This window comes from Bradyrhizobium sp. 157 (assembly GCF_023073815.1).
GTDB lineage: Bacteria > Pseudomonadota > Alphaproteobacteria > Rhizobiales > Xanthobacteraceae > Bradyrhizobium.
In genome coordinates, this window is sequence record NZ_JADPKF010000021.1 from 86777 (window position 1) to 110904 (window position 24128).

A 24128-nucleotide genomic window follows, 5' to 3' on the forward strand; every position below is an offset into this window, starting at 1 on the left:
GCGGCAATTGCCGCGAGCAGACTGTGTGCCAGATCCAGGGGAAGCGGAGAGCATGCTCGCCGCTCATGGTGAATAGATGAAGATCGCCATTCTTGTTGGCACTCGCCCCGAAATCATCAAAATGGCGCCGGTCATTCGCGAGTGCCAGAAGCGAAAGCTCGACTACTTCATCATTCATTCGAAGCAACATTACTCGGAGAAGCTCGACGGGATCTTTTTCGCAGAGCTCGACCTTCCTGCGCCGAAATACAATTTGAATGTCGGCTCCGGCGGTCACGCGAATCAAACAGGCCGCATATTGATCGAGGTGGAGCCGATCCTAGTGTCTGAGCAACCCGATATACTGCTCGTTCAAGGAGATACGAACACGGTGGTGGCCGGCGCACTCGCTGCGCACAAACTTCATATCAAAGTCGGGCACATCGAGGCTGGATTGCGCTCGTTTGACCAGACGATGCCCGAAGAAAGCAACCGAATCATCGCCGATCATATTTCGGACTATTTGTTTGCCGTCACCGACTTGCAGGTTCGCCACCTCAAGGAAGAAGGCCTACCGGAGTCCAAAATCTTCAAGGTCGGCAACACGATTGTCGACGCCTTGCTTTCTCATCGGGTTCAAGCGGAGGTAAAGAGTCGGATTCTTTCTGAGCTGAACTTGCAAAGGAAGGGATATTACCTTCTTACGTCCCACCGGGCGGCGAACGTCGATGATCCGGATGCGCTGAAGGAAATCATCCAACTGATCGCGAAAATCCCCGGAAAAGTGTGCTGGCCGATCCACTATCGCACGCAGAAAGTTCTCAAGGAGAACAGGATCGATTTGCCTGCGAATCTTACCTGGACCGAGCCCGTCGGCTATTCGGACTTTCTGACGTTGCTTTCGAATTGCACGGCCGTCATCACGGATTCCGGTGGAGTGCAGGAAGAGGCTTGCATCCTCGGCGTACCTTGCGTGACGATTCGCGATCGGACGGAACGGCCCGAGACCGTTGAGGTCGGCGCCAATGTTTTGGTGCATCGAGACGCTGAGGCGATGGTCGCGGCTCTCAATCGCTCGATGAAGCCCTGGACAAATCCATTTGGAGACGGCCACACTGCCGAGGCAATTCTCGACGTCGTCACGCGCCAACAACCTCGGCCGGTTCCGCGAACGCAGGATACCGTTTGCGTTGTGGGCCTTGGTTACATGGGACTACCGACCTCCCTCTTGTTTGCGAACGCAGGCGTAAAGGTTACCGGCTTTGATCTCAGCGAGAAAAAAGTAAATAAGATCAACAACGGTCACTGCCCATTTGAAGAAAGAGGCATTTCGGAATTGCTGACGGCGGCTTTGAAGACCGGAAACTTCATATGTCAGACGAAGCCGGTGGCGGCCGATGTTTTTGTTGTGGCCGTACCGACTCCGCACGACAACAGGAAGTGCGATTTGTCCTTCGTCCTTTCGGCTGTGAACAGCCTGCTTCCAGTCATGGAGGACGGCAATCTCCTCATCATCGAATCGACGATCAAACCGAGAACCTGTGAAGACATCGTATTTCCGATCCTTCGATCGAAACATTTGAAAGTCGAAGTCGCGCATTGCCCGGAGCGCGCGATTCCCGGCAACACGCTACATGAAATCGTCCACAACGACCGCATCATCGGTGGCACGTCGCCCGAGGCTGCACAAAGAGCTGCGCGTCTCTATTCGACATTCACGAAAGGTGCGATTTACCAGACGAACCTCGTGACCGCGGAGTGCGTAAAGCTCATGGAAAACACTTTCCGCGACGTCAATATCGCCCTCGCGAACGAGTTTTCCCTGATTGCCGAAAAGTGCGGGTTCAACATCTCAGCCGCGATTAAGCTGGCGAACAAGCATCCGCGCGTCGACATTTTGCAACCGGGAATCGGCGTCGGAGGCCACTGTATCGCCATCGATCCGTGGTTCTTGACCGAAGACATCGGCAATCTCAAGCTTATCAAGACCGCGCGCGAGCTGAACGACGAGATGCCAAAGCATACCGCCAAGCGAATTCAAAACAAGATCGGCGCGTGCGTTAGGCGGATCGGCATTTTGGGAGTGAGTTACAAGCCGGATGTCGACGATGCTCGCGAGACTCCGGCTTTGGAGGTCGCAAGGCTCCTCTCGAAAAAATACGAAGTCCGCTGTCATGATCCCTTCGTGAAGAATTGGGATCTCGAGCTGTTCCCGATCGAAAGAGTCGACGGCTGGGCGGACGTGTTGGTCATTCTTTCGAACCATAAGGTCTACGCATCCAGGAAGTTCGACTCTCCGCTGCTTTCGTTTGACAAGTTGATCAACGCCGTCTGATGCGATTGCTTGGGCCGATGGCCCCACATTTGCGCCGGGCAAGGCCCATGCAGTGCGCCCTTCATCGAGAGCTTCAACGACCGGCGGCGCGACGCATTGTTGAACGGAACATTGTTGGCTTCGTTGGCCGAGGCCCGCTTTGCGCTCAGACGTTGGCAGGCCGATGGGACCGGTGCGCGGCCACGCTCGCTGCCCGGATGGAAGATACCCTCTGGGCTTGCTACCACATGCCCACCCGTGACGGGATGTGGCACTGCGCTATGTGGAGCGCTCCGGCATCACCCCAGTTATGTGCGTCAAGTTCAGCAAAATCGATCATGGGGTCCGGTGAAGCCATCCCGTTGGAGCCGCCGTCGCTCGCTTGCCCGGAGCGCAGCGCTGGCGAGCGACGGCGGCGGCGAGGGGTGGCGTCCATCCCTTTGGTGGGCCTGAGCATCTGTCAGGCCGCCTGACGCAGCGCCTCCTTCTTGTGCTCCTTCAACAAATCCATGTTCAGATAGCGGTGGTCTTCGAGACAGGCCTCGTGGCGCTCGACGGTGAGCGCCCGCACGAGTCTTAGACAGCTCTCCCCGTTGGGGTAGATGCGCACCACGTAGGTGCGCTGCCGGATCTCCTCGTTGAGCCGCTCCAGCATGTTGGTCGACTTCATGTGCTTGCGGTGCGCCAACGGCAGACGGAATTCGGTGAGCGTCTCCTCGATGTTGTCCTCGACCCAGCCGGTGAGCTTGGGGTATTTGCCGCTCCACTTGGCAAGCCACCCCGCCAGGTCGCGCCGCACCTCTGCGAGATCGCGCCGGTCGTACATCCATCGCAGCTCCAGCAGGCAATCGTCGTCGACCCTGCCCGGCACATAATCGAGCGCGTTGCGCAGGAAGTGCACATAGCAGCGCTGCCAGAACACGCCGGCGAGCACTTCGGCGATCGCCTTCTTCAAGCCCGGATGATCGTCGGAGACGACGGACTCGACCCCCGTGCAGGGCCCCGCGCCTTCAGCGCCTCCAAAAAGTCCTTCCAGCTCGACCGGCTCTCTCGGTTGGCCAACTCCACCGCCAGCACTTGGCGCCGACCTTCCCAGTCGACGCCGATCGCGATCAGCACCGCGTGGCTCGCAATAATCCCGTCCTCGCGCACCCGTTCATAGCGGGCGTCCAGGATCAGATAGGGATAGGGTTCTTTCAACTTGCGCTCACAAAACGCCTTCAGCGACGCATCCAGCCGCTTGTTGATGGCGCTGATCGCCGCGGCCGAGAACGCGTGCCCTACCAGTTCCTCGGTGACCTGCTTCAGCTTCCGCGTCGAGACGCCTTGCACGTAAATCTCCGCGAGTGCCGCAACCAGCGCGTTCTCGGAGTGCTGGTAGCGCTCAAACAGTTCGGTCGAGAACCGCCCCTGGCGATTCTTCGGGACACGCCATTCCAGCTTGCCGACACGGGTGATCAGCGAACGCGTATAGTAGCCGGACCGGTAGCCGAGCCGTCCCTCGCTGCGTTCCCCCTTCTCGGCGCCCACCGCCTCCGTCATCTCGGCCTCGAGCGTCTCCTGCACCGCAGCCTGGATCAGCAGCCTCAGGAATCCTTGTCCGTGGCCAAAAGCTGTTTGACTGCCGATACTTCCGTCCTAATCTTCGTCACGGTCATGGTGGTCCAAGCTCCTCATCGAGCGGTGATCTTCGCAACCACCGGACTTACCATGACCGCTTCAGCCTCTCAGCTTTTGCAAAACCTCCCGCACACACCATCGCCCCGTCGCTAGCCACCCAATCGGGCAAGCCCTACCGCCAAGGGCAAGCTCAGGATAGCACTCAGCGGCAAAGTCAACTCAATCGGAACGGCCTCTGAGCAGGTTTTGGATGTTCAAGGCTATGCGTCGATCCGCGATCACAATATATACCGCATACGCAATCCCGCCGATTAGAACTGCCGCTAACAGACGGCCTGCAGATGCGATTGAAATCATGGTCTGCGCTACCATGAGATAGGCTGCAATACTCATCCAAAACGTCGCGACAAAAGGCGCCTTGATCGACAAAAAATAGCTCGGCAAGTCAAGCTTGATAAGCCATCGTACCAGAGCAAGCATGTACACCGCATAGCAGCATGAGATGACCGCAAAAGATCCGGCAACGGCCTTAAGTCCCGTTCCAACGACGAACAAGAAGACAATGAAAGTTACGAGAGTAAATAGCAAGCCTGACGCGAAGGCCAAATCAGCGCGCCCTTTCGCCAGGAGAAGCGGGACCACTGGGATGATCACCATCTTTCCGATGCCAACAATCGTCAACAGCTGAATTAGTGGAATGGACTGATCCCACGCAGTCCCGAACACGACTTGCACAAGCAGAGATGCAGTTATCAAGAGCCCGGCAAGGAGCGGCAAAGTCAAGACAATTGCGAGCTGCGAAAAATTCAGATAGCCGGCCCGCAGCACCGAGGCATCAGCCTGCTGTTTTGCGAACATCGGAAATGCGACTCGCGTCAGAATTGGAGCAATCTTCTGAGGTGCAAAGGTCGCAACCTGATAGGCTAGGGCGTAATAGCCGAGCTGTTCGGGGCCTAAAAAATATCCAACAATCAGATAATCGATATTGGTTGAGACATAGCTGATTATATTTTCTACTGTCGCGTAGAAGCCAAATTTCAAGTGCGGCAAGGAACCTTGGACTTTCCACCTTCGCGCAAGTGGATATTGTCGCCATCCGACAAATGCGATCAGTAAATATCGTACTAAGATATTGCCGGCCCAGCCCCACACGATCGCGTAGGCACCTTCGTTTAGGATGGCAGCGAAAATCGCTATCGCCAGCCCAGCAATTGAGCTGACAATTTCAATGATAGCCAACTTCCTAAAGAGGAGGTCTCTCGAGATAAGGAAGTAGAATTGGTGCCCGATGGGGGTAATCAATAAGGCGATGGACCCGTGCCGGAGAAGAGATGCAAGTTCCGGCGCCGCGTAATAGTGGGCCAACGCAGGCGAACTCATCCAAACGAGAATCCAGACAATGAAACCCAGACCCAGTTCGATCGAGTAAAGCAAGGTCCTGAATCCGGGGGCGAGATCATCTTGCTCCTTGATCAGAACCTTGTTTACTCCGAAGTCGGCGATGACGCTTGCAAATCCCAAGATCATCATTGCAATCGCAGCGATCCCCAACTGAGATGCTGACAAGAAACGACTAACGACGACGAGCTGCACGGCCATCGCCGATGCGGATATGATTGCCGAAAGGAACGTCCATCGTATCGGGGAAACTGCAGATATCAAAAAGACCTCGAATTCCTCTTCGCCCTATCTTTGGGACTGCTACTCAACAGGACGGCCTCGATTAGAGCTGAGCTAGATGATATCACTCTGCGCCCTTAGGCGTGACGCCGCAAAGGAGCTACGACACGACGACGATTATCACGTCTTCTTGCGTTGAAATCCTCTTCAATCCAGGTTTCAGCGATCGACGGATTTCCGTCGCAAAGGCGCCGGATTGCTCTCTTTAGACAGGTTATTTGCGAGTTCGGTTTCGAGCTCGAACTGATTGGCGTCGAGCGTGAACTTGGCCGCCCAATTTGGAAATGCAAAAGGAAAATACTCACCGTTGAGAGGAAACGATCCTCTTACGCCTCCAACCACGTCGGCATCACCTGCCGCAAGCATCGTTCCGCGGACAAATTGGTTCAGCTTGCGTGCAAGCGCCTGGTACCGGGCACGCTCGGCATTTTGGCCAAGAAACATGAGTGACCAGGCGATCTGAGATGAGCCCGTGACGCACGCCCAGTTTACAGCCGGGGACCAATCACGCCGCAAACGCCCGGCCAGATAACCGTCCTGCCCGATGCAACCGGCCAAGCCGTCCGCAAACCGAACAGCTGCATCAAGAAAGAAGCGGTCGTTTGAGAAGCGATACGCCTCTACGATCCCCTTAAGGGCATAGCCCAGCGTATGGGTCAGCGGGACCTGAGAGTCTGACAGGCAGCAGTCGGCCATCCACCCGTTGGGCTGCAGTTTGCTCACCGCCCAGCGAACTTGCCGCAATCCTGCTGCCCCCCAAGACTGCCTGCCGGCAACCCGGGCGGCTTCAAAAAGCCCCCACGATACATGAGTTTCATAAGCTTTGTCGCCAGGAGCGGCCAATGGTGTCGGAGCGCTTCGCCAACAGCCGTCCGCATCCTGTGTTTCGACCAGCCAATTTGCTGCCCGACCCATGGCATCGTGATAGCGATTACCAAAAACCTCAGCTCCCCGCGCCAACCCCAGAAGTATCTGCCCTGTGTTGAAAGTCACCGGCACCGGGCGTGCGGCATCGATCAGGCCACTTTGAAACCCCCCTTCCGGAAACTGTATCTCCACAAGCCAATCAAGCATCCGACGGGCGCGATCGAGAAGATTCTCGTCACCGCGCTTGAGCCCTTGATCAATGAAACTGCAGATAATGTATCCCGTGGTCTCTGGATATGATGCGGACCATCCCGATCCAAGCTTGTAGAAACCTGAAACGCCTCCGTCACGGCCCGGGCTCATGTCCTGAGCTCGGCACAACCAATTCAGGGTCAGTTCGACAGCTCGATCTGGACCGCAATCCAAACGGGATCCTATCTGTTGATCCCTTAGCAACAATTCCTTCGCTGATGCAGGCGGAAATCTGGTGATTAGCCGGAGCTTGGCGGATCGTACAAGATCTCGAACTGTCATTCTGACACTCTCTTTTCTTTAGACAGGCCATTCTGCATCACGACACAACCGCTGCTAGGCACGACCCAGCAGCATATGGACCGCCGACTGGATGCCGTTCATCCGACCCTCGAAGGCGGCTCTCGAATCGAATTGCCCCCCCACGCCGATGCGGGGAAGTGCAAAATGGTTTGGCTTGCAATCAACTACCTGCCCGTGTCGCGCCGTCACTGCGGTCAGAAAGCCTACTTCCTCCGCGAGTCGCTCTTCCCGAGGGCCACATGCTCTGGAGTTACCATAAGGATAAGCAATGTGCCGAACGGGGCGCTGAAGCAAATCCTCAAGATAGGTGCGGTTATCCGCCATTTCGGCTCGCGCCGAAAGGACATCCAGGCAAGCCAGTGCCGAGTGCGAACCCGTGTGCCCGCCAATTGAAGCGAGAGGATGCCGCGCCAGGTCTTGAAGCGCACGCTCATCCAGGAAGTAGGATTCGTTCAAAGCCGATAGCGACAGCCCTGCTTTTCTGAACGTCGGGGCGAGCATTGCTACTCGGTGGTAATCTTCGTGAATCCACTCGCTCACCTTGCTCAAGGCTGACGCCTTGCTGTCAAGATCGGGACAGCAGAACCGGACGCCCATTGCGTCGATCGCAACCTTGTCTTTCGAGCGAAATAGTTCACGCAAGCCTAGCCACCACGATTGCAGCGTTCGCGTCAAGGCACCGGTCGGAACATACATCGTGAACGGCGCATTGTTTCGCTCAAGGATTGGAAGCGCAGTCGAAACGTTGTCTCGGTAGCCGTCGTCAAAGGTAAGCACCGCATAGCGGCGCGGTTCAGGATCCATGGCCAATCGCTCGATGCATGCTTCGAGACTGACAATCTCCCAGCCTTCCTGGCGTAGCCACCGCAGCGCATGTTCAAAGACATCTACTGACGTTCCGGCCATCAACTCGGAACGACAATCCTGCTGAATCTCATGAAACATCAGGATAGCCGCCCGACCAGCAAAAATCCTGCGGAGAGCTGGCGTCAATCCAGACCAACGAGCTGCCTCGAAGATGCCAGCCTTGAGAAGCCGCTTCATTCGAGCCCCCCGTAAGAAACACGGCTTCGTCCAAGAATTGATCGCATAACCCTGAGGTGCCGAATTTTCCACACGCGGCCCAGTGCCTATGCTCATCTTCAAAGTGCCCGTCGTGAGCGCAATGAACGCCTTTGCAATGCGATGGCAGAAACGAAGAGAAACCGTTCTATTTATCAACGAATTGCCTCGCTGACGCAACGGCGTGGCGGCTACTCATTTGTAGGTACCTCAGAATTCGTCACCTCCGCCGGACAGCCTTCAGATAACCTGTTCGACACAAGTGTATCAGCCGCGAGTTGCGTCGGATTGTGTGGCGTGAGTGTCGATGAAATGGCCACGTCTTGATGAAAGTACTGATCGCCAATAAGTATCTTTTCAAGAACGGTGGCGCGGAGACCCTGTTGCTTCAGCAAAGATCGTTCCTGACCAACATCGGGACAGACGTTATCGACTTCGCGATGCAGCACGAGCGGAATATCCAATCGCCGTACACGGCACATTTTGTGTCTCGCCAGGATTATCGGAGCGGTGGCTACTTCACCAAGATAAGGAGCGCGCTCTCGTTGATCCATTCGCGCGAGGCCGTGAGCAAATTCGCATCCCTAATCGAGGAAACACGGCCAGACCTGATACATTGCCACAATATCTATCATCAGCTGACTCCATCGATCGTCGGCGTGGCCAAGTCGCGAGGCACTCCGGTTGCAGTGACGTTGCACGATATGAAGCCGATGTGTCCGGTACGGTACCGCCCCGTGCTGCCTAGCGGGTTGCTCACGCGGCGTGGCGGCAAAGGCCGTCACGCCCGTACCGCTCTGGGGTCACGCGCACCAGGCGCCATGCCGTTCCATCAATTGGGCCGTATTCTGCCCCTGATCGAACTCAAGCGCCGCTCAAGATGAATGCACTCCTATTATATTTTCTTGCCTATATCTTTCTAAGATCAGTTTCTAATGGCGCCGATCGTCTGTACGGGACGCCTTTTTCACTGGCTCTTTCTATCTCCGCTATCGTGATTGGTCTTGTAGCCGCCTGGCACATGCGACATGTAAGAATACACAAGAGAATTTTCACAGTGTTGAAATGCTCTTCGTTCTTTGTTGTCACCTGCGGACTGTCGTTTGTCGTCAATGCCTTTGCAGCCAGGAACATTATCGACCAATACGCTGCCTGGTACGAGATCTTGAGGTACGTGTATCTGATTATGTTTGTGATATTGCTTTCTGCTGTTTATCGACATCCAGCTTTTTGTCTGAACGTCCATCGTGTTTATGTACTGCTGTTGTTTCTGATGGCAGCGGTTGGACTAGGTCAATACCTAACGGGTCATGCGGAGCTCGTCACACCATACGACAAGTTTAAACGGGTAGTGAGCCTCTCTTCGCACCCCGTATCCTTCAGCCTGGAATTAGTGTTGACCTTTTGCGTTTGCGAACTATCGCGCCGAAAAATGCGCCATCCCATTAGGCACGTCCACATTGTGGTGTACATGGTGTTTCTCGTCGCCCTGGTCCTTTCTGCTTCAAGAACCGGAGCAGTGCTGCTGGGGGTGACGATCGGCATGTTCCTTCTTATTCAGAGACCTTTTCTGCTACCAGGGTTCGCTGCAGCATTCGCCGGCGTCCTATGGTTATCTCCATTTGGAGAATTGTTTTCGGAGCTGAGCTCAGTCCCAGAATATATTTTGAGAGGCGATTATGTGGTGTGGGATTGGCGCACCGGGGTGACCTCGTTCCATTGGCGCATTCATCACTGGTACTACCTTTCTACACTTGGACTGGAACGACCATGGATTGGATATGGTCCTGGTCAAGAGATTTTATACAGCCCGTTTTCCCTGCTGGCGCATAGCCAGTTCGTGGAGATATTCTTCGACACGGGCATGGTCGGCCTGATTTCTTTCGCAATGTTTTGGTTCAGTATTCCGCTGGTCGCAATGTCGGACCGGCAGCGGCTTGTCATCTCATATGGAAAAAAGTCAGCAGAAATTGGAACTCTCCACTTCTGGATGGCTATGTTTGGCGGCGTGACGCTGGTTGCATTGTTCGATCAAAGCTTCAACAAGGAAACGGTGGCGTTTTCACACTTAATCGTCAGTGTTTTTGTGGTGCTGTGTCAACCTAAAGCAGTCACCGAACGTGGCCTCGGATCGCTTTACTCGCACGTCTCGATGAGGCCTTGCCCCGCCCCGGCTTAGTCCAGTTTGAGTTGGTTCTGGCCCAAGACAAGGACCATGAAGCGTTCGGAAGCGCGCAGACAACTTCACGAATGAGTCGTCCGTGAAGAACCGTGATTTCAGCTCGAGACGAGCTGAGGTCGGCGGATGAGCTGGACGAGGATTTGGCAGAACAAGAGCTGCAGCCACCGGATGAGACGTCGGAAGTTGTAGCCAGCGGCAGCAAGAACGGCATTGATGGCATCGCCCTGACGATGCCAGAGATAATTGCGGCCCATTCGGTGTTCGGACTGAGATGGCCGATCACCGGTTCGACGGCCGAGCGCCGGCGCAGCTCGCGCTTGATCTGTGGCGTCACCCGCCGCTTCTGACCTGAGGTGAACACCCTGAACCTGTAATCGGGCGGCGCATTGTGGCCGCGATAGCCTTTGTCGGCGAGGATGCGCGCGAGGGTGTTGCCGACGAGCGCTTCCATGGTAAGCGCTGTGCTCAGGCCGCGGCTTTGAGGTCTTGACGTCGATAAGCCCAGGGCAGCAGCTGATCGATCTCGCTGTTCGGATGACCGTTGACGATCCTGGTTAGGACGTCGGTCAGGTAAGCGAGCGGGCGATGTCGTTCAGCTTACAGGTCCCGGATCAAGGACGCGATGATGGCCCAGTGCTCGGCGCCGCCATCGGAGCCGGCAAAAAGGGCATTCTTCCGGTTGAGGGTGATGGGACGGATGGAGCGCTCGACAGTGTTGTTGTCGAGCTCAATGCGGCCGTCATCGATCAAGCGTGTCAGGCCCTCCCAACGCGACAGCGCATAGCGGATGGCATCGGGAAGCTTGCCCTTTTAGCTGATCAGGCCGAGTTTTGTGCTTAGCCATTTCTGGAATGTATCGGCGAGACGTCGCTCCTCGGCGCTGCGGCCACAGATGTCTTTCTCGATGGCATGGAACTGGGCGATGTGCTAGAGCGCCTCGCTCGCAATGGGCGCGGGGCCAGGAATAGCCAGCTCATAGGAGTAACGCCGCATATGGACCCAGCAGAAGGCAAGCTCAATGTCGCCGGACGCGGCAAGCTTAGGGTAGCCGGCATAGCCGTCGACCTGCAGGATCCCCTTGAAGCCCTCGAAATGCACGAGCGGCCGCTGAGCCGACGACCGGCCTTGGGGCGGCGCCGATCCGCCGGGGCGTCGTCTACATCTATGCCCCCGATCGCAAGCCTTTCCATTCCCTTGCGGACGTCGACCAGCTTGGTCGCCACCATCACACGGACTGTTCCGCCTGGGCCGATCACAAGCTGGCCTTCAGCGCCTTAATGATCTCCGCAAACATCCTCGCGTCCGCGCCCCGGCCGGCCCGGATCGTGACGCCATCAACCTCGATTTCGATGATCCCGGCATTCGTTTCGGGCTTGCATCGCGGTGCCTTGCGTTCCGGGCTAACAGCCGATCCCGGCGCTTCCGCTTCGACCACCGCCGGCACAAACCGCATCCCGCGGCTCCATCCCCAGCTGCAGCTTCTCTCAGTTGACGGCGCCAGCCAAACACCTGCTGAGGCGACAAGCCATGCTCCGCTCGAAGAGCGTGGCCAGAAGCGGCTCGATCAGGCGCATCGCAAGCTCGCCAGCTTCGGCCGACGCCGCCCAGGCAATGCAGAACCAATCACTCTCACGCGCGCCGGTGACCGCGCCGTCCGTTGGACTTTTACGCCGCCGTAGAGCAAACTTCAAACTGGATTAACTCCGTGGGCGAGGTCAGTCGAAAAGAGCGCAGTGTGTCCGAAGATCCGCGTCGATGCGGTCGCGACGCAGCGTGGCAAGAAAGTCAGGCTCCGCCACGATGTGGGGCCTTGGCGACAGCTACTCGCCGCGTCTCGCGCGGACGTGCGAGCGTGGCTCATAAGCTATCAGATGCGGTCTCGCCTCAGCGCCTGCTCTTTCGAGCTACCGTTTCCGGGTAGACTTTTCCCACACGGAAGCGTCGCGCGCGGCGGGTTAGACCGGCCCCCCGGATCTTACGCTTGGCCAGGACAGACATCGGTGTGAAAAGCGTGGATGCGTTCGGCTGCAAAAGGGCGTTGCTCTGACAACGGAGCCGCAGCCACCGACGATCGATTTATGCTGGCCCTGGCCGAACGAACCGCCAATCGTCTTACTTTCCCATGTCTGTTTGGTCCAACACAATGCCAGCTCTTTAGCCGTCGGCGTGCCCAGGCGTCGAATATTCGTTCAAAGAGCAAGAGCCGCCCAATCTTCATGTTGCAATCCTGAAGGTACGCAAGAAGATTTCGAGATTTATCAATGACCAAAGAATCCTTTCGTGGTTCTGTCGACCGCTAAGGTGTTCTGTTGCAAGCCTACGAAGCTTAGGGCCGCTTAGCATTTGCGCTACGCTGGAGGTTTCGCTCATCAGCAGGTCCTGCAAAAAATCCCGGTAAGGGCCTTTGAACCATTCTCCGACCGGCACACGGAATCCGACCTTTTTCCGCCGCACGATTTCCGGTGGCAGGATCTTGTCCATCGCTGCACGCAGCACCGTCTTGCCGCCCTTGCCTCCAGTCAGAAATTCGTCCGGGAATCGTGCCACGACGCTGGCCAGCACTGTATCCATAAATGGCATCCGGCCCTCGATCGATCCCGCCATCATCATTCGATCGCCTCGTTCCAACAGGTTATCCGGAAGCCAGGATGTCTGATCGAAGAATAACGTACGCCGCAGACTAGATTCCATCTGCGACGAATATGGGAATACGTCGGGCGGCGTTGCCGATAAGAGCCGACCTAGCATTGCTTCGCTTTCGCCAACCGAAAGGCCGCCGAACCATACTCGCATGCGATTTACAAGGTCGCGTTCGCCCGCGGCCAATGCAAGGATCTTCACACGCCGCATTCTATAGGGCAATGAACGCGCCAGCGGATAGATCAGCCGCTCGTGCAATAGCTGTGGCATCAGCCACTGGTACAGACCGATCCACCGCTCAACTCGATGCTTCGGATATCCACCCATCAACTCATCGGCGCCTTCTCCCGTGAGTACCATCTTCACTTTACGAGAGGCCATTTCCGAAAGCATAAAAATTGGGACGTCAGATGCCTCGCTGACTGGAGCACCACGGCGCAAGACGGCGGTTGACCAATGTTTCATGAAGGAGTCGGGTTCGACGAATAGTTCGCTGTGAATTGTACCGAATTGACCTGCGATGACACGCGCATGGTCGAGCTCCGAATATTCCGCTTCCCGAAAACCTACTGAGAACGTTCGCACAGGTTCCGTGCTATGCCTAACCATGGTTGCCACGACCGACGACGAGTCAATGCCACCCGAAAGATAAGCGCCAAAAGGCGCGTCACTACGCATGCGAATTCGAACGGCCTCATCGAATGTCTCTTCGAACAAACGAACTGCATCAGCGAATGACTTGATATCTGGCACTGTCGTCGCAAACGGAGGCGTAAAATAGCGTGTCGTTTCCAGCGTTCCGCTCTGCCACACAGCATAGTGACCAGGCTGCAGCTTCTTCACCCTACGGAAAAACGTGGAAGGCCCCGGAACATAGCGATTAAGAAGATAGTGGCCGAGTGCTTCGGAATCGAACGCTCGGTTAACGCCCGGAAATTGAACGAGCGGCTCAATCTCGGAGCCGAAGAGAAGGCCACCCTGCAACTCGGCAAGAAAAAGTGGTTTCTTGCCGAAGGCATCGCGGGCAAGTATTAGCCGCTGCTCGGCTTCATCCCACAGCGCAAAGCCGAACATGCCGCGAAATCTACGTACTGCGTCGAGTTGCCAAGCGCGACATGCTTCGATAAGCACCTCGGTGTCCGAGTTCGTGCGAAAACAATGGCCAAGCGCAACGAGTTCTTGTCGCAGCTCGAGGTAATTATAGATTTCGCCGTTAAAGATTGCGGTGAAACGACCATCCTCACTCGACATTGGTTGCGCACCGCCAGCGATGTCAATGATCGAAAGCCGTCGATGACCGAAGCCGATCTGAAATCGCTCATTAGACGTCGCGTGAAGCCGGTAGCCCGATCCGTCCGGCCCCCGATGACTCATCAAATCGGTAAGGCTGATAAGAGTCTTGCGATCCTGATGCTTCGCGGCCTCAAGGACCCATCCAAATATCCCACACATTGCGATGCCTTGTCTGGGTGACAATCCGATGTTTGCCTACATATGCTCGTCGTGGAATCGCTACCCTTACGCTATCAATCAAACGATCAAGGCCAGAAGTCCGAAAAATTGGTTGCCCGTGGTGAGATCGCGGGCATCAGCGCGGGCCATCGCGTCGCCTCAATTCAAGTACGACAGCGCCTCACTTGGGGCTTGGTGAGTGTCTTAGATTGAATACCTTTTCATAAGCACTTAGAAGCTTTGGCGCCTCGTGGTCCCAAGCGAGCTCGCCATAGACTCTTTTCTGGCCGAATGCGCCCATACGATCACGCCGCGCTGGATCATCTAGAAGTTCCAGTATCTTGTCGCCGAACTCCGCGGTATTCGTATTCTGTACATACAGAGATGCCTCTCCAGCCGAAACGCGCCCTTCGGTGAGGTCAAATTGGACGATAGGCTTACCCAAGGCCATGTACTCCATGACCTTGTTCATCGTTGATTTGTCGTTCATCGTGTTAGGGCGGTCCGGATTTACGCAGACGTCTGCGGTCGAGATTATTGTGAACAGCGTGGCGTCATCAACACGGCCGGTGAATGTGACCAATTCATTCAACTCAAGGGCCGCGGCAAGTTTCTTGACCTCGTCCAATTCCGGCCCATTCCCGACAATGACGAATTGGACATCATTTCGATTTCTCTCCCCGCGGATGTGGTTGATTGACTGCAATAACAGATCAAGCCCCTCCTGCTTTCCAATAACCCCCAGATACGCGACTAGGAATTTCCGTCCCTTCTTCCAGACCGGGTTTGCTGGAAGTGATCGAACGCGCGCAAGATTTGGACCGGAACGCACAACGAACACACGATCCGGATTCATTCGCCCTCGTTCAAGGGCAATGCTACGATATGACTGGTTTGTTGCTATCGATACGTCAGCTAGTGCGAATGTAACACGCTCAAGCACGACCATGGCCCGCCAGAGAAGGCCACGACGTCCAAATTTTGCTTCGTAAAGCTCCGGGTTGATATCGTGCTGATCGAAGATAAACGACTTTCCGAATAGAAACTTGTGAAACGCACCAACTACGAAAATGAGATCCGGTGGGTTGCAAGCGTGGATTACGTCAAAGCCGCGCGTTGCGAGTATCTTCAAACTCAGCGCAAACTCCCAAAATAGTGCCGCGCTGTACTCGGCAAGATAGCCTAGCACCCCACGTCCTTCTTTCGGCAGCCAGTGGCGATAGACGGCAATCCCCTCGATCAGTTCAAACGAGGCCGTTGCCTGCGGTCCCTTGGAACAAATTATCGACACTTCATAACCGTGCTGCGCCAATGTGCTGGCTTCCGACCACACTCGGCGATCGAACGGTACTGGAAGATTCTCGACGATGATAAGCACGCGGCGGCGCGCTGAGCCATTCATCGCGGATTGGACAGCCGGCGCGGCGTCAACGAGTCCCGCAGAAGTAACGACGTCGGAACGAGCCAATTCGTACTGCTCGCTCGTAGCGCCGGTCGCCCCGGGTGGTTTCGCTACCCCGGCTTGATCAGGTTGGCTCGCAACACGATCGTCACGAAAGAGTGTTGACATCGATAACCCGCCTGGTGCGTAACGCCATTTGCCTCGCCCATCCTCTGGTATCGATGACAAGGTCGAACAGCTCCGACTCGGCGACCGATTTGGAGACTAGTAGCTTGCGGAGTGCAGGCAAATTGGAGAACGCATAGCCGAGATTCTGGCCTAACAATTTTGACGGTTCGACGTGAGGATCGTAGATCGACAAGCCGATATGCGACTGAAGGAATTTGCGAGCCAGGTCGATATTGGGACTCTCGCGAAGATCATCGCTGTCCTCTTTGAAAGAAAGCCCCAGCATAAGCACCTGGCCGCCAGCCCGAACTGCCTTCACGCAATTCTCAAAAAGAAAATTCTTATGCGCGTCATTCGACCTCAGAACCGAATCCACCAGATGGGTATGTGCCCCGACGTCGCTTGCGATGTATTGGAGCGCGCGAACGTCTTTCGGCAGGCATGAGCCGCCGAATGCGCCACCAGGCCTCAAATAGTTGGGCGAGATGTTGAGCTTCGTGTCAGAGATGAAGATCTCGTGAACTGTGATTGCGCTGATATTGAGCTTATCGCAAACGCGACCAACCTCGTTTGCAAACGCAATCTTTATTGCGTGAAACGCGTTGTCGACGAATTTTGTCATCTCTGCCGCACGATAAGTCGTATAGAAGACCGGCGCCTCGATCCTGGCATTCAACTCGTCAAGAGCCGCGCACCGTTCTCCGTTCTTCGTCCCAACCACGATCTTCGGTGGATGGAAGAAGTCTTCGATTGCGACAGATTCACGCAAGAATTCTGGGTTATAGACAAGCTCGATTAGATCCATCCTGCCTTTCAATGCATCCTCGAAAATCGGGAGCACCAGTTCCTCGATCGTACCGGGCCGCATCGTGGAGCGAAATACGATGGTCAACGGCGTCGCTCGAGCGAGCCCCAACTCCGCGATCTGATGGGAAACCTCCACGATAAAGCTCATATTGTGAGATCCGTCCGGCGCACTGGGCGTTCCCACACAGACTATGGCCATGACGCAACTGTCGAGATGCTGGCTCACATCCTTCGTTGCGCTCAGTAGACCCTTCCTAACCGCACGGGCCACGAGCTCATCGAGGCCGGGCTCCGTGATCGGCGACTTACCGGCATTGACGATCGCCACTTTTTCGTCGCTGACGTCAACGCCAATGACTTCGTGGCCATCCCTGGAGAGGCAGGCGGCGGCAGTCATGCCGACGTAACCCAGTCCAAACACCGCAATTTTCATGGCAATTCCATCATCTTCGCTCCCGGCGCACGATAGCCTTGGGGCATGCCGGGCAAGTGGGAGCAAAAGGGTTGCTGGCGGGGCTGAGTGGCTACCCAATCGTAAGTACTCCGGTAATGACCTCGTAGGCCGGCAGCTCGAACGAGCCCGACCACGAACTTGAGCGCGCATCGCGTGACAGCAGCCCCTGACGAGGGCGCTAAGGCGATCCAACCAGGGGCCATTTGCCGGATGCGTACTGTTACTCGGCCGCGGTCAGCAACACTGACCAGCGCGGCGCAGAGCATCAGGGTGGTCGATCCTCCGGCAACGACGACAAGCTCTGGCACCAGCGCGGGACCACCACGGGGACGTACGCGGGCAGCACGGGCGCAGGGACGCACGCCGTGGACGCCAGGCCGACAGGTAGCCGAAGCAGTCCGCCCAGCACCAGTAACTGGGTATGACCTCTAGTAGCTCGCTACTCATTTTCGCCCATAACGTCAGCCAATGGTTCGACAGCCATCCGGTCTTCGGCCCCGCGGTGAGCACGTTCAGCGAGGCGCTGCCGGGCTGGGGCGCGCCACGCCCAACGCCGGAGCGGCTGCCGATCCTATCGCAGGCATCGGCGCAAAGGCGTTCGCCATCTTCAATCAGATGACGCGGGCGACTTCGGCGGCGAGTCGTACTTCGCACACGCAACGACGGCATCGTCCGCGCGGTCCCAGCAGCAGATCCACTCCCTTACTAGGTCTCTGCACTAACCGGCCGACCAAGGCACGCGGATCGCGCTATTCTTTTCGGGGCGGTCGCGCCGCCGCGCTGCCGGAGCTTGAGGAAAACGTCCATTGGGCTACCTCTTAATAGGAGTCGTCCGGTCTGCCATTTGTCCGCGAGTATCGGCATCATGCAGGCACTGATCGCCGAGAGCTACGACAATGGCCAACAACCTGCTTTGTGTAGCCACCGCCCATCCTTCTGCGAGCAAAGACAACCGCAAGATCGAGGAGTCTCATGCGATAGACCGGTGGCTCGCGGCGCGGTTGCGACAGAGCGGCAGTCTTTCGGGGAGCGTGCACGTGGTTGCCGAACCGAGCTTGGCCACAACCCGGTCTCGCCAGCTGGATCTATTGACGTTCACCACGAGTAAGCTCACTAAAGGTGGTAAGGTGATGGAAAGGACCTTCGGTCTTCAGGCCGGTTGGGCAGCATTACGCGGGGATTGCCGAGGACGACTTCTCTATAGTACCGACACATTTCGGTATATTTGATGCGTACGCCCCAGAACACCCTTCGCCTGCTCGTGGCCACCCCCTTGGGCCCGCATGGGCGAGGAGGAATTGATCGCCTCACGGATCTCATCATTGATGCAATCGAACAACGCGGAGATCTCGGGGTCAAGGCCGTGCGGCTGGTAACCAGGGGACAGAAGAACATCTGTTGGGCACTTGTGGTCTTTGCACAAGCACTGGTCCAATTCGGTGTTGCCGCAAGCCGTGGTAAGGTTGACTTAATCCACATTCACCTCGCATGGCGCGGGAGTGCCTACCGCAAGCTCATTATCGCGGCCATAGCGCGCCGTCTTGGTATTCCCTATGTCGTTCATCTTCACGCCGGCCAGTTTGATCGGTTCTGGGCGGCATCCGGGAAATATCTGCGTCGAGGCATCAACCGATTGTTCGTGGATAGTGCGGCGATTATTGTGCTCGGCGACTATGGTGCGCGCGTCATACTCGATCGGCTTCCCACCATTCGGGATAAGATCACGATCCTTCCGAACGCAAGCACCTCACCCAGCCAGCCGATCCAGGGCCGATCGGACTTCGAGCGAGTTCGCATCACCTTCCTCGGCCGAATTGAGCCGGAAAAGGGCGTGCCACAGCTAGTTGATGCGCTCGGTAAACTCGCCTGCCGCGCCGACTGGACCGCGACAATCGCTGGAAGCGGAGAAGTACAGCAAACTCGCGACCAAGCTCAACGGCTCGGAATCGCCGATCGCGTGGACTTCCCGGGCTGGCTTGCCCCTTCAGAAACCGCCGCGCTGCTCCAGCAGACCGATATTCTCGCGCTCCCATCATTTGTAGAAACTCTCCCAATGGCAATCATCGAAGCCTTTGCTTACGGTGTAGCTGTGGTCGCAACACCTGTTGGAGCGGTTCCCGAAGTCATTGCTCACGAACGCAACGGGCTCCTCGTGCCTGTTGGGCACGTCGAGGCGCTTGCTAATGCACTCAGTCAATTGCTCGAAAATGGAGCGTTGAGGCGGCGTCTGGGCGACGCTGCCCGCCGCGACCATGCAGAGCGATATGAAATCAACACCTACATCACGCGCCTAGTGTCGATCTGGCGAAAAGCGGCACGATGTTGACTCATCAGAAATTCGAGGACACTGGTTGCCGGCAGAAAATGTGAGATGGCAGGCACCATACCGGCATCCCGCGCTCTGGCGCCGTGCCTGACTTGGTTCCAAGACTTTGCCATGGCGCTGTTAACATGCGTTCGGACACGATTGATGAAGGAGAACTAGCTTGATAGCCGCGCGGGTGATCATGCCATTCTTGATCACGTCATTCTCCGCAAATGCGGGTATTATTGGCAACGGACTCGCCAACCTCCCGATATTGTTGTTGCCCGGCATAAATAAGGCGAACAGCCAGCTGAGCAAGTCCGATGCCGCGACGCCACTCGGCTGGGAAACAGTAAGCGGCAGCGGTTGGTGGACCCCTGCGACCGGCAGATTGTCGGGCGGCGCCCACACGTTCAGTTCGGCGGACGCCACTTCCGGCAGTACAAGCCAGGGGTCGGCGCCCGTGGGCGTAACGGTCGTACCGAACATCACCTCGTTCTCGGGTGCCAATGGTGCCAACATCAGGATCGATGGGACCAGCGCGGGAGTCCAGAACGCGAACCAGCCGTGGAGCCTGACAAAGCCCGATAGCCACACGCTCCGATTTGAGGTCCGGCCCGGCGATCATTGGAGCACCGCCGGCTGGAGCGATCTCATAAACAATGGCGGGGCGGAGCGTTCTGAGGTTTCGTTTTCACCGAACTATGCACCAGGCACTCAGGTAAACGTATCTTACCAGCTTACGGTAGAACCCGGAGCAGCGAATACTGCAGCCTGGCTGCTCCTCAACCAAATGCACGCAACCACCCAAGGACCTCCTCCGTTCGCTGTTGAGATGGCTGGCGAACGTATGCAGGTCGTATTACGATATAAGACATCGGGCATGTCTTCCTACAAAGAGGTGGTGGCCTATCGCGATCCAAACCCCATTCAACGGGGGCACGCGTATGATATGAACGTTCAAATGAACTTCGACCCCAACGGAAACGGCTATCTCAATGTTTGGAGAGATGGCGTCCAGATTGTGAAGTATCAGGGCGCGATAGGAATGGCTGGAGCAAGTTACTATTGGAAGGCAGGCATCTATCGCGCGGCGGCCCCGGAAACAATAGTCGTGGATTACCGAGATCTGCAGATTACGACTCCGCCGATGCCATTTCCCCAACCGCACAGGTGATCGCCTCAACGGTGGCGAATGCATTGACGGTCGCTCTTCGGAGGACTTCGCCTGGTGCCCAGTCTACTCCCGGCCGAGCCAGGCGCCTAGAAGCATGATGTTTTTATACGGAAACATAGCCTGAGTTCCTGAGATAGTGGCACACTCTTCGCTTGAGAAGAGATCGAGGAGTTCGCCGACCCTTCGCCACATTGCCTCGACGTCTCGTGGCTCCGCGGCTCGGATCAGGTGCTTGAGCTTGGCGAAGAGCTGCTCAATCGGATTGAGATCGGGGCTGTAGGGCGGCAGGAAGAGCAGATGCGCTCCTGTGGCGCGGATGGCGTTGCGGGCGAGCTTGCCCTTGTGAACTGCCGAGAGGTTGTCGAGGATCGCGACCTTGCCCTTTGCCAGGGTCGGTGCCAGCACCTTCTCGACATAGAGCGTGAAGAGTTCGCCATTGATGGGACCGTCGATGACCCATGGCGCGCTGATGCGGTCGTAGCGCAGCGCCGCGATGAAGGTCAGCGTCTTCCAATGGCCGAAAGGCGCTGATGCTTCGAGACGCTGCCCGCTGGGCCCCGAGCTGCGCAGCGGTGCCATGTGGTCTTGATCCAAGTTTCGCGATAAAGACCAGGCCGCTCATTCGTGCCGCGAACGATACTTCCGAGTCAAACGAACTACTAACGCCAATGCAGGAAGCGCGAACCGACTTGGCTTACGGTCGCTTAGCTGACAGTGTCGTGTTATTACGGCGCTCACATAGGCCGCTTCATTAGCGAGATGCTCTTCACGCAGACCGCATGCCCCGGGAGTGCCATAGGGATAAGCAAGGTGCCGAACGGGCAATTGAAGCAAATCTCAAGGTAGTTGCGGTTAACCACCAACACTGCAGGGTCCGCGTTAAGGCGGCGGTGGGCACGTACACGATGAATGGAGCGTTGTTGCGCTCGAGGATTGGCGATCGCGCTGCTGAATCGTCTGTTCCATCACTTGGACACTAACAGGAACGACAGCTGGCGCTGAAAGACCCGATAATCCGATCACACACTCGTCGCGCTCGCGACTTTTCCGCCACATTGACCCATTCAATTTTGTCCGATTGTCAGGCGAATGGTGCATGTTTTCAGCGCCATACTGACGCGTACGTGTTGCCGCCGCATACGTATGTATAAAGTCACATTCTGAAATTTTTTTCGCCACACTTCCTAATTAGCCATCCGGCTGAGCAGTTGGGGGGCAAGTTCAAAACCCACTGCCCATTGAAATCCGTTCGCGGCGCCAAGCGCGTTGCGACCATGCGCTGTGTCACTCGCCATCGCGATACGCGGCACATGAACTCTGTTCGCTGTGCTACGCGCTGCGAACATGTGGTATGTCGCGCGTCATCGCATGCGCGGCAGTGGAATTCCCCGTCTTCAACGTTCAAAAGGATCACGGAATGGCTTCCGAACCAATCACCTCTTTCTCAAGTGCAAATGGCTCTCGCATAACAGTCGATGGATATGCCGCGGGCGTCCAGAACGCGAATAAGTCGTGGAGCCTGACGTCGCCCGATTCCCAAACGCTCCAATTTTCGGTCCACTCCGGCGATCATTGGAGCACCGCCAGCTGGAGCGATTCTACAGCGGAGCGTTCTGAGATTGCGCTTTCACCAAACTATGCGCAAGGCACTCAGGTAAACGTAGCTTACCAGCTAACCGTGCAGCCCGGCCCCGCAAATACTGCAAGCTGGCTTGTCCTCAACCAAATGAAGCAGTCCACCCTTGGCTCTCCTCCGTTCGCTGTTGAGATGGATGGCGAACATATGCAGGTCGTCTTACGGTATCAGGCCCCGGGCCAGTCGAGCGCAACAACGAAGACGGTCTATCGTGATCCAAACCCCATTCAACGGGGTCACGCTTACGATATGAACGTTCAGCTCAAGATGGACCCGAGCGGAAATGGCTATCTCAATGTTTGGAGAGATGGCGTCCAGATCGTGAACTATGACGGGGCGATCGGAATGGCTGGAGCATCTTACTATTGGAAGGAAGGCATCTACCGCGGAGGGGGGGCCCCGGAAACGTTTACGGCGAGTTTCAGCAATTTGGACATCTCGACCGGGGCAGCACCGGCACCGACGCAGCCGACCACGCCCACGTCGCCAACCACCCCGCCAAACCTGGCGCCTTCGGTGACGCAGGCATCCGCTTCACCGGGGACGGGAGTCGCAGATAACGGTGATACCATCACATTGACGCTCGGCTTCAGCGAGGCCGTGACGGTGACAGGCAGGCCGACGTTGTCGCTCAACGATGGCGGCACCGCCACCTATGTAGGTGGCTCGGGTACGAGCTCGCTCACCTTCAAAACGACTGTCGCACCGACCGACAAGGACACGTCGGCGCTCGCGATCACCGCGGTCAATCTTGCGAGCGGCGCCAGCATCAAGGATACGTCCGGCCTTGCGGCAAACCTCTCGGGCGCGGTGAAGACGTTCACGGGTCTGCAGATCGATGCGACACCAACGTCGCCGACGACCCCAACCACGCCGACCACGCCAACGACCCCAACCACGCCAACCGCCCCTACGTCATCTGTGACGAAGCCGGTCCTCACCATCGCGGATAACACGCTCTCGGTGACCGGCAGACGCGGTACGGTCGACCTGGGGGCCAAGGTGGCAACGACCGATCCCAACGATCGCGTGACCGTGAAAGTCACGGGGCTGCCGAGCTACGAGACGATCACCACGTCCGATGGTCGGACGTTCAGGGGAGATAACATCACCTTGACGGCTGCGCAGGTTAACAGCGGACTGGTGCTGCGCGAGTACTACCGTGGCGCGGCTCCTGAAGCTACGCTCACGCTGACCGCAAGTGCGAGGGACCCGGTCACCGGCGCTGTGGCGTCAGCCGCGCCGCAGACCATCACCGTGACGGATCCGCGACGTGCGGCTACGACGACCACAACGTCGTCGCAGACCACCACCACCGTGACGAATCCTTCGTCTTCGACCTCGACGAGTTCGGGCTTGCTGAGCCAAAGCTCTGCACAGCAGCCGCGCGTGGAACCCATCACGAGCACCGCGGCGCCCACCACACCGCAGCCGACCGCCGCGACGGATGCGACCGCCGCAAGCGCAGGGCTCCTGGCGAACCAGGGCTTTGCAATGCTGCGGGGGCAAATGGATTCGAGCACCAGCACTCTGGCGACCACCAGGCCGCAGGCGATCGTGACCGATCCTCAGCCCGCGACAGGTACGACCACGGCGTCCCTGGCAAGCCAGAGCTTCGCGCTGCTGAACCAGTATCTGGCCGGTAACATCGGCCGGGCCGATCAAGGGCAGATCGTGTCGGCCATATCGCAACCGACCGGTTTTGGGCAGGAAGCTATCCTGGCCAGACCGCAACGTTGATCCGCTTCCGCACCCAGGCGCTTCGGCGCCTGGGTGCGGCACCACCAAAGTTTGGGAATGCAGAGAAGGAACATCAAACGCGGCCGGT

At 57.0% G+C, this 24128-nt stretch carries 13 protein-coding genes and 5 pseudogenes; 7 read left to right on the forward strand and 11 right to left on the reverse strand.

Annotation, left to right across the window (positions count from 1 at the left end; genetic code table 11):
* Window positions 1–76: 76 nt before the first annotated feature.
* Both wecB and IVA95_RS04910 read left to right on the forward strand, forming a co-directional pair.
* Window positions 77–2314 carry a UDP-N-acetylglucosamine 2-epimerase (non-hydrolyzing) gene (gene wecB, locus IVA95_RS04905; RefSeq protein WP_247509479.1) on the forward strand — a complete coding sequence of 746 codons (2238 nt, stop codon included), beginning with the start codon at window positions 77–79 and terminating at the stop codon, window positions 2312–2314.
* 60 nt (window positions 2315–2374) lie between these two features.
* Window positions 2375–2552: pseudogene (locus IVA95_RS04910) on the forward strand (integrase core domain-containing protein); the annotation flags it as partial.
* Between the two features lie 201 nt (window positions 2553–2753).
* Here IVA95_RS04910 and IVA95_RS04915 read toward each other — a convergent pair.
* The 4 genes and pseudogenes from IVA95_RS04915 to IVA95_RS04930 all read right to left on the reverse strand — a co-directional run bounded on the left by IVA95_RS04915 (window position 2754) and on the right by IVA95_RS04930 (window position 8059).
* Window positions 2754–3951: pseudogene (locus tag IVA95_RS04915) on the reverse strand (IS256 family transposase).
* Window positions 3952–4132: 181 nt separating this feature from the next.
* Window positions 4133–5575, reverse strand: coding sequence for an MOP flippase family protein (locus IVA95_RS04920; protein WP_256470153.1), 1443 nt, complete (start codon window positions 5573–5575; stop codon window positions 4133–4135).
* 177 nt (window positions 5576–5752) lie between these two features.
* Window positions 5753–6823 (reverse strand): hypothetical protein, encoded by a 1071-nt coding sequence (locus IVA95_RS04925; RefSeq protein WP_247509481.1) that lies wholly within the window; start codon window positions 6821–6823, stop codon window positions 5753–5755.
* 225 nt (window positions 6824–7048) lie between these two features.
* Window positions 7049–8059 carry a polysaccharide deacetylase family protein gene (locus IVA95_RS04930; protein WP_247509482.1) on the reverse strand — a complete coding sequence of 337 codons (1011 nt, stop codon included), beginning with the start codon at window positions 8057–8059 and terminating at the stop codon, window positions 7049–7051.
* 344 nt (window positions 8060–8403) lie between these two features.
* On the opposite strand from IVA95_RS04930, the gene IVA95_RS04935 reads away from it, so the two are divergent.
* Entirely contained in the window at window positions 8404–8961 is a 558-nt protein-coding gene (locus IVA95_RS04935) for a glycosyltransferase (RefSeq protein ID WP_247509483.1), read from the forward strand.
* Entirely contained in the window at window positions 8958–10256 is a 1299-nt protein-coding gene (locus tag IVA95_RS04940; protein ID WP_247509484.1) for an O-antigen ligase family protein, read from the forward strand. Before IVA95_RS04935 ends, IVA95_RS04940 begins: the two co-directional genes overlap by 4 nt.
* A 98-nt stretch (window positions 10257–10354) precedes the next feature.
* Here the strand turns inward: IVA95_RS04940 and IVA95_RS04945 are convergent.
* From IVA95_RS04945 to IVA95_RS04970, 6 genes and pseudogenes are all read right to left on the reverse strand, one after another.
* Window positions 10355–10710: pseudogene (locus IVA95_RS04945) on the reverse strand (IS5/IS1182 family transposase); the annotation flags it as partial.
* A gap of 14 nt (window positions 10711–10724) precedes the next feature.
* Window positions 10725–11372: pseudogene (locus IVA95_RS04950) on the reverse strand (transposase); the annotation flags it as partial.
* A gap of 139 nt (window positions 11373–11511) precedes the next feature.
* Window positions 11512–11703 carry a hypothetical protein gene (locus IVA95_RS04955; protein WP_247509485.1) on the reverse strand — a complete coding sequence of 64 codons (192 nt, stop codon included), beginning with the start codon at window positions 11701–11703 and terminating at the stop codon, window positions 11512–11514.
* Between the two features lie 770 nt (window positions 11704–12473).
* Window positions 12474–14351 carry an asparagine synthase (glutamine-hydrolyzing) gene (gene asnB / locus IVA95_RS04960; protein WP_247509486.1) on the reverse strand — a complete coding sequence of 626 codons (1878 nt, stop codon included), beginning with the start codon at window positions 14349–14351 and terminating at the stop codon, window positions 12474–12476.
* 181 nt (window positions 14352–14532) lie between these two features.
* Entirely contained in the window at window positions 14533–15921 is a 1389-nt protein-coding gene (locus tag IVA95_RS04965) for a glycosyltransferase family 4 protein (protein WP_247509487.1), read from the reverse strand.
* Complete coding sequence (locus IVA95_RS04970) at window positions 15902–17161, reverse strand: nucleotide sugar dehydrogenase (protein ID WP_247509488.1); 1260 nt, start codon at window positions 17159–17161, stop codon at window positions 15902–15904. Before IVA95_RS04970 ends, IVA95_RS04965 begins: the two co-directional genes overlap by 20 nt.
* 1249 nt (window positions 17162–18410) lie before the next feature.
* On the opposite strand from IVA95_RS04970, the gene IVA95_RS04975 reads away from it, so the two are divergent.
* Both IVA95_RS04975 and IVA95_RS04980 read left to right on the forward strand, forming a co-directional pair.
* Complete coding sequence (locus IVA95_RS04975) at window positions 18411–19508, forward strand: glycosyltransferase family 4 protein (RefSeq protein ID WP_247509489.1); 1098 nt, start codon at window positions 18411–18413, stop codon at window positions 19506–19508.
* A 160-nt stretch (window positions 19509–19668) separates the two neighbouring features.
* Window positions 19669–20664 carry a heparin lyase I family protein gene (locus IVA95_RS04980; RefSeq protein ID WP_247509490.1) on the forward strand — a complete coding sequence of 332 codons (996 nt, stop codon included), beginning with the start codon at window positions 19669–19671 and terminating at the stop codon, window positions 20662–20664.
* A 189-nt stretch (window positions 20665–20853) separates the two neighbouring features.
* Here IVA95_RS04980 and IVA95_RS04985 read toward each other — a convergent pair.
* Window positions 20854–21263, reverse strand: a pseudogene (locus IVA95_RS04985) (IS630 family transposase); the annotation flags it as partial.
* A gap of 752 nt (window positions 21264–22015) precedes the next feature.
* On the opposite strand from IVA95_RS04985, the gene IVA95_RS04990 reads away from it, so the two are divergent.
* The gene (locus tag IVA95_RS04990) at window positions 22016–24040 is read left to right on the forward strand and encodes a heparin lyase I family protein (RefSeq protein WP_247509491.1); all 2025 of its coding nucleotides are present in this window, start codon (window positions 22016–22018) and stop codon (window positions 24038–24040) included.
* Window positions 24041–24128: the final 88 nt, after the last annotated feature.

Bases quoted from the DNA above. Each gene is read 5' to 3' on its own strand.
- wecB (WP_247509479.1), top strand. From the start codon at position 77: ATGAAGATCGCCATTCTTGTTGGCACTCGCCCCGAAATCATCAAAATG.
- asnB (WP_247509486.1), bottom strand. From the start codon at position 14,351: ATGTGTGGGATATTTGGATGGGTCCTTGAGGCCGCGAAGCATCAGGAT.
- IVA95_RS04930 (WP_247509482.1), bottom strand. From the start codon at position 8,059: ATGAAGCGGCTTCTCAAGGCTGGCATCTTCGAGGCAGCTCGTTGGTCT.
- IVA95_RS04940 (WP_247509484.1), top strand. From the start codon at position 8,958: ATGAATGCACTCCTATTATATTTTCTTGCCTATATCTTTCTAAGATCA.
- IVA95_RS04990 (WP_247509491.1), top strand. From the start codon at position 22,016: ATGTCGCGCGTCATCGCATGCGCGGCAGTGGAATTCCCCGTCTTCAAC.
- IVA95_RS04965 (WP_247509487.1), bottom strand. From the start codon at position 15,921: ATGTCAACACTCTTTCGTGACGATCGTGTTGCGAGCCAACCTGATCAA.
- IVA95_RS04975 (WP_247509489.1), top strand. From the start codon at position 18,411: ATGCGTACGCCCCAGAACACCCTTCGCCTGCTCGTGGCCACCCCCTTG.
- IVA95_RS04935 (WP_247509483.1), top strand. From the start codon at position 8,404: ATGAAAGTACTGATCGCCAATAAGTATCTTTTCAAGAACGGTGGCGCG.
- IVA95_RS04970 (WP_247509488.1), bottom strand. From the start codon at position 17,161: ATGAAAATTGCGGTGTTTGGACTGGGTTACGTCGGCATGACTGCCGCC.
- IVA95_RS04925 (WP_247509481.1), bottom strand. From the start codon at position 6,823: ATGAGCCCGGGCCGTGACGGAGGCGTTTCAGGTTTCTACAAGCTTGGA.